The sequence below is a fragment of the Mesorhizobium sp. M1A.F.Ca.ET.072.01.1.1 genome, assembly GCF_004023325.1.
In the GTDB taxonomy this organism is placed as follows: domain Bacteria; phylum Pseudomonadota; class Alphaproteobacteria; order Rhizobiales; family Rhizobiaceae; genus Mesorhizobium.
In genome coordinates this window covers 1-6,529 of sequence record NZ_RZSF01000349.1, presented here as the reverse complement: position 1 = coordinate 6,529, position 6,529 = coordinate 1, and the positions used below count along the sequence as shown (strand labels likewise).

Here is a 6,529-nt window from a genome sequence, read left to right as displayed (position 1 = left end):
GTCGGAATAGGCGCGCTTGACCTCGGCGACGTCGCCCAGCCGGAAGTAATGGCCGTTGGCGTAGAAGTTGATGGCCTTGAGGCTTTCCTCGGAGGTGAAGCTGCCGGACACGCGGATGGCGATGCGCTCGGGGCCGGCATCGACCGTGCCGCTCGGCGTCAGCGCGTTCTGCGCCTGCAGCGCCTGCGACAGCGTGCCGACATCGAGGCCGAGCGCCGCCACCTTCTGCGTCGAGAATTCGAGATAGATCTTCTCGTCCTGCTGGCCGATGAGGTCGACCTTGGCGACGTCCTTCACCGTCAGCAGCCCGGCGCGCAGGCTGGTGCCGAGATCCTTCAACTCGCGATGGCTGAGGCTGTCGGAGGTGAGCGCGTAGATCAGCGAATAGGTGTCGCCGAACTCGTCATTGTAGAACGGGCCCTGCACGCCGGACGGCAGCGTCGGCTTGATGTCGTCGAGCTTCTTGCGCACCTGGTACCAGAGCGGCTGCACCTGGTCCGCGGCCACCGTGTCCTTGAGGTTGACGAAGACGACGGATTCGCCGGGCTTGGTGTAGCTCTTGACGTAGTCGAGGTCCGGCAGCTCTTCGAGCTTCTTCTCGATGCGATCGGTGATCTGCTCCACCGTGTCGCTGGTGCTGGCGCCCGGCCACATCGTCTTCACCACCATGGTCTTGATGGTGAAGGGCGGGTCCTCCTCGCGGCCGAGGCCGCCATAGGCGTAGAGGCCGGCAAGGGCGGCCGCGATCATCAGGTAGACGATGAAGCTGCGGTGCCGCAGCGCCCATTCGGAAAGATTGAAGCTGGTCATGATGTGGTTCCTTTTCAGGGCGCGCGCAAGCGCGCTCCGCCGGCGCCTGCCGGCTGGCCAAAACAAATGACGGCTTGGGTTCGGTCAGCGCCCGCCGCTTGGCGGGCACTGTCGCAATTCAGGCCAGGCTGTGCATGGTGCCCGGCACACGGTAAGGCGCGCGCTCGGCGGTTCTCGGCCTGATGGCGAGGCCCGCGAGATAGCGCTGGAAGGCGGCTGCCTCCTGGACTGGCGAGGCGAGCGCGACATGGCCGTCCGGCCTCACCAGATAGGCTGCGTCGCGCTGCAGGCCGGCTTTCCCGGCTGCGTCTGTCCAGGCGAAGGCATGCACTGCAATTCCTGTCGGTGCGAGCATCGCCCGGAAATCGCAATTCACCTCGCCATAGACATGGACCTGCCAGTCGAGCGAGCGCAGCGGCTCGAAATTGTCGCCGCCCGCGCCCATGACGTTGCCGGCGACATAGGGCAGGCGATCGCCGCCGCTGACCTTGCCCGCCATGCCCGAGCTGATCGGCCCGGCGCGGTACTCGATCGCCGTCTGCGAGATCACGCCGAAGAATGCGCGCGACCCGAACGATGTGTGGAGCCCGATGTTCATGACCTTCGGCATCACGTAACGCCGGAACAGGCCGACCAGCCGCGAGCGGTTGGTGATGAAGCGGAACACCTTGTCGGTGCTTTCGATCAGCTTGTGGGCAAAGGCGATGCGCTCCGGCTCGTAGCTGTCGAGGAGGCGCGGATCGGCACGGCCCTGCACCACGGCGCCTAGCTTCCAGGCGAGGTTCACAGCATCGCCCATGCCGGTGTTCATGCCCTGGCCGCCGGCCGGGCTATGGATGTGTCCGGCATCGCCGACGAGGAACACGCGGCCGGCGCGGAAGCGCTCGGCGACGCGATGATGGACGCGATAGGTCGAGAACCAGTTGACCTCTTCGACCGTGACGCCGGTGTCGCGCTCGATATCGGCGCGGATCGCCTCGAAGCTGATCGTCTCGTCGGCCTCATGCCCTTCGGCACGATGCCGATGAGGCGCAGCGAGCCCGACTGCCGGACCGGCATCACGATGGCGAAGCCATAGGTGCTGATGGTCGTGTCCATGCCATTGCGGGTAACGTTGCCCGTGCCCTTCACGTCGGCGACATAGAAGGCCTGTTCGTAGGTACCGCCCGGAAAACCGATGTTCAGCCCATGGCGCACCGTGCTGCGGGCGCCGTCGCAACCTGCGAGATAGGCTGCGCTGACGGTCTCGGTCTTGCCGTTCCGCGAAAGAGTCGCGATGACCGCGTCACCCTTGTCCTGGAAGGCGACGAGCTCCGTACCGCGCTCGACCTCGACGCCGGCGCGTTCCAGATGCGTGATCAGCACGCGTTCATGGATATCCTGCGGCAGCGCGAAGGCGAAGGAGTAGGGGCTGATGCCGCGGCCAAAATCGGAAAGCGGCAGCCGCGCTGCGACGCCGGCCGGCGTATGCAACGTAAGCCTTTCCAGCCGGATGCCCTCGGCAAGGATGTCCTCGACAATGCCGATCTGGCGATGGAACTCCAGCGTGCGCGCCTGGACGGCGAGCGCGCGCGAGGTTTCACCCGGACCGGTGGCCTTGTCGAAGATGCGGACCGGGACGCCGAGCCTGGTCAGCCAGAGAGCGAGCGTCAGCCCGGTCGGACCGGCGCCGGCAATCAAGACCTTTGTCTTGGACATGGTCATTTTTCCTCTCCTTCAACGATACGCACTTTTTCGTGTTCCCGCAGCCGGTTCACGCCGGCGGTGACGACCAGGTCGCCTTTGGCGAGCCCGCCGCTGACCACGACACGGTCGGTCTCGTAGCGGGCAACCGTGACCGGCTTGAGCTCTACCGCCGACGAGGCGGACACGACCCACACGGCCGGCTCGCCGCCCTTGTCGAACAGCGCGCTGCCCGGCAGCACCATGACCGTCGGGCCGCCCATCTCGGCGCGGCCGGCGACGCTCGCGCCGAAGCGCATCTCGTTGGGCGCATTCTCGATCGAGACCTTTACCTGGAAGGTGCGGGTCGCGGCGTCGGCCATAGGCGCGATCTCGCGGATGCTGCCGACCGCGGTGATCGCCGGATTGCTGAGCAGCGAGACAGTCACTTTTGGCGGTTGCTTCGTATCGGGCGCGTTGGCGAAGACCGCTTCGGCGATCGAGAACACGGCGTCGCGGCTCTCGGGATCGGCAACCCGCACCACCATCTGTCCGACATTGACCGACTGGCCGGCTTCGGCTCCGGTGGCGGTGACGATGCCGTCGAATTCCGCATGCAGCTCGGTATAGCCGAGCTGGTCCTTGGCCATGTCGAAGGCGATGTTCGCCGACTTGAGCTTGGCCTGCGCCGAACGCAGATTCTTCAGTGTCGCGTCATAATTGGCGCGGGTGGTAAAACCCTTGGCGAGCAGCGCGCCGATGCGGGCCTCCGCGGCTTTTGCCTCGACAAGCACGGCCTGTGCGGCCGCGACATCGGCCTCGGCGCTGGCGAGCCGGTTGCGATAGTCCTGGTCTTCGATGCGGGCGAGCACCTCGCCCTTCTTCACCGTCGAGCCGATCTCGGCGACGCGTTCGAGCAGCTTGCCCGATACGCGGAAGCCGAGGTCGCTTTCTAGCCTCGGCCGGATCTCGCCGATGGCGATGCGGGTATCGGCGCTGAGCATCGGGACGGCCGCGATGGCCTTGACAAGCTTTGTCTCGGCCGCGGCGGGCTTCACGTTCGAGGCCTCGCTTCTGGCGCCGTGCCAGACCATGGCGCCGCCGCAGGCAAGAACGGCGATCGATCCGGCGACAAGGCGGCGCCGCAGCGGCCTGTTATGAAAAAGTGCAATCATGTTGTCTCCATGACCAAGGTTGCGGCCGCGCTGGGAGGATGCGGCGACCGGGAAATCAGTTGGCTGGAGAGGGAGATCGGGCTTTGCGGCCTGTCTTTTCGCCAGCCCGATCTTCTTGGCGCTTCCGGCTCCGGAAATCCCGAACGGTTTCTGAAAATTTTCCGATGTTTGGGTGAGGCGGCCTTGGAATTGCGCAGGGAGACGCCGATGCTGACGCTCAAACCGTCCAGAAATAGCGCACCAGGTGGAAGAAGATCGGCGCGGCGAAGACCAGGCTGTCGGTGCGATCGAGCATGCCGCCATGGCCCTCGATCAGATGCCCCCAATCCTTGACGCCCTGGTCGCGCTTGAGGGCGGAAGCGACCAACCCGCCGAGGAACCCCATCGTGCAGGCGACGAAGGCGACGGCCGAGGCCTGCAATGGCGAGAAGGGCGTGATGAAGGCGAGCAGCGCGCCGAGCAGGCTCGAGGCGACGAGCCCGCCGACCAGCCCCTCCCAGGTCTTCGACGGCGAGACCTTTGGCGAGAAGCGGTGCTTTCCGAACAGCTTGCCGAAGATGTACTGCAGCACGTCGCTGCCCTGCACGACGATGATCAGGAAGGCCACGAGCAGCAGGTTGCGGCCCTCGAAGCCGGGCACGTTCAGCGTCAGCAGAGCAGGGACGTGGCTGACGCAATAGACCGCGATCATGATAGCCCATTGCTGCGCCGACACGCGCTCCAGGAAGCGCTCGGTATCGCCGCGCAGCGCCGTGATCGCCGGCATCAGCAGGAAGCAGTAGACCGGGATGAAGATGACGAACAGCCCGTACCAGGCCGTCCACACCAGCCAGTATTGGAACGGAATGACGATGCCGAACATGCCGAGCAGAACCCAATGGTCGCTGCGGCGGCTGTGCGTCAAGGTCACGAACTCGCGCAGCGCCGCGAACGAGATCAGCGCGAACAGGATGGTCATGCCGTAGCGGCCGAAGAAGAAGGCGACCGTCATCAGCGCCACCATGACCCACCAGGCATTGATGCGCTGGGTGAGGTTGGTGAGCGTCGCGCTGAGCGGCTTCGGCGCCCGCGCCGACAGCACAGCGGCGGTGGCGCTGGCGGTGGTCAGCACCACGAAAAGGCCGATGATCAGGATGCTGATTTCGTGGCGCATCATTCGTCTCGATCAGGGCGCGGATTGAGCGCCAGAAGTTCGGCCCGGGCGCGTTCGAGGAAGGCGCGGCGTTCCTCGCCCGGCGCCACCGCCACCGGCGCGCCGAAAACGACGCGGCAAAGCAGCGGCACCGGCAGGAACTGGCCCTTGGGCAACACGCGCGACATGTTCTCGATCCAGCACGGGATCAGCTCCACTTCCGGCCGCGCGATCGACAGATTGTAGAGCCCGGAGCGGAACGGCAGCAGCTCGTCGCTCATGTTGCGCGTGCCTTCCGGGAAGATGATCAGCGAATGACCCCGGTCGAGGACGGAAAGCATGACGGAGATCGGGTTCTCTTCCGGCCTCGTCCATTGCCGGCTGATCAGCACGGAGGACAGCATGTCCTCGGCGATGAAGCGGCGCAGCCGCGACTTTCGCCAATATTCGGCGGCGGCGACCGCATGTGTGGTGGCGCGTTCTCTTTCGCTGAGGCAGGCCGACAAAAGGATGAAATCGCCATGGCTGGTGTGGTTGGCGAAATAGATGCGCTGCCGGTCCGATGGCTGGCAACCGCTCCAGATCGGACGCACGCCGGTCACCGCCCGGGCCAGCGCGGACAGGCCGACCGAGGTCGCCGTCTGCAGCAGGGGGAAGGTCCGGAGCGACAGCTTGTTCATCCCGGCATCCAGAATCCGGCTGTCAGGAACGCGATGACGAAGATCGCGAAGGCGATGCGCTGCCGGGCAAGCAGGCGGCGCGTTCCGGCGATGCGGTCGTCGAGGGGGCGCGGAGACGAGGAGGCGGGCTTGAGCCGCATGCGCGCCAGCACGTCGTCGACAGCGGCGCATCCCGAACGCTCATCGTCATGGCTCGCCATCAGCCGGAACAGCAGCGCGTCGAAGGCGAGAAGCGCCGAAAACCCAAGCACCACGACGGCGCTTGCCGCCGCGACCAGCAGCGCCAGCACCGCGATCGGCGCCTGGAGCGCGCCGCGCGCCGAGGCGACCAAAGGCCAGAAGCCGTCGCAGACGAGCACGATCGCGGCCGGCCACGCGGCGTGCTTGATCAGCATGGCGGCAAAGGCGGCTGTCCGCTGCTGGTAGGCTTCGTCCGTCATGCCGGCTCGTCCAGTCCGATGCGAAGATGCACCGGTCGTCCGGACGCGGCGAGCTGCTTGCGTGCCTGGGATGGCGTGTGCGAGCGGCCGCTCGCGACGAGCCATCCGGCGATGACGGTGGCACTGCGCTGGAAGCCGAGCGCGCAGCAGACCAGCACCGTGCCATGCCGGCGCGCCGGCTCGATCGCCGCCACCGCTTGGTCGAGCGTGTCCGCCGGCGGCGGCAGCAGATCGAGCATGCCGAAGCTTTGCCAGCGACCCGGCGCGTCGCCCGGTCGCTCAAGCTCGGCGGCGAGATCGATCACCGTGCCGAAGCCGTCAGCCTCGGCGGCGTTCGGGAACCGCCCAAGGAAGACGCCGTCGCTGACCGGCACGACCGGCGGCAGCTTGCGCGTCCATGCCCAGACATTGACCCTGGCGCCCAGACGATAGGGCCAAAGCAGGATGCGGCTCGCCAGCGACACACGGCCATCCGCGGTCTTCTGGAACACTTTCGCGCCGGCCCCGGCATAGGCGAAGGCGACGATGGCCAGCGCCAGCGAAGGCCATAGAAGCAACAAGGCGAGGGCGGAGAAGAAGGCGCCGGCCGCAGCGCCCGTTAGCGCCAGAGCGGCGCCCAGCGCGTAGTAT

General features: G+C 66.4%; 5 protein-coding genes and 2 pseudogenes. All 7 read right to left on the bottom strand.

All coding sequences use genetic code 11. The features are described 5' to 3' along the window. Positions 1-810: efflux RND transporter permease subunit (locus EOA32_RS31220; protein ID WP_145971406.1), on the bottom strand; the 810-nt coding region annotated here is incomplete at its 3' end. Between the two features lie 118 nt (positions 811-928). Further along, a pseudogene (locus EOA32_RS40670) lies at positions 929-2,508 on the bottom strand (FAD-dependent monooxygenase). Positions 2,509-2,510: 2 nt separating this feature from the next. After that, positions 2,511-3,647: an efflux RND transporter periplasmic adaptor subunit gene (locus EOA32_RS31210; protein ID WP_245499442.1), complete on the bottom strand. Its 1,137-nt coding sequence runs from the start codon at positions 3,645-3,647 to the stop codon at positions 2,511-2,513. Between the two features lie 217 nt (positions 3,648-3,864). Then, positions 3,865-4,800 carry a phosphatidate cytidylyltransferase gene (locus EOA32_RS31205; protein ID WP_128373766.1) on the bottom strand — a complete coding sequence of 312 codons (936 nt, stop codon included), beginning with the start codon at positions 4,798-4,800 and terminating at the stop codon, positions 3,865-3,867. Continuing rightward, complete coding sequence (locus EOA32_RS31200) at positions 4,800-5,459, bottom strand: lysophospholipid acyltransferase family protein (RefSeq protein WP_095778363.1); 660 nt, start codon at positions 5,457-5,459, stop codon at positions 4,800-4,802. The genes EOA32_RS31205 and EOA32_RS31200 overlap by 1 nt, the downstream gene beginning before the upstream one ends. Then, the gene (locus EOA32_RS31195; protein WP_128373765.1) at positions 5,456-5,899 is read right to left on the bottom strand and encodes a hypothetical protein; all 444 of its coding nucleotides are present in this window, start codon (positions 5,897-5,899) and stop codon (positions 5,456-5,458) included. Before EOA32_RS31195 ends, EOA32_RS31200 begins: the two co-directional genes overlap by 4 nt. Further along, positions 5,896-6,529, bottom strand: a pseudogene (locus EOA32_RS31190) (dual specificity protein phosphatase family protein); the annotation flags it as partial. The gene EOA32_RS31195 and the pseudogene EOA32_RS31190, both read right to left, overlap by 4 nt.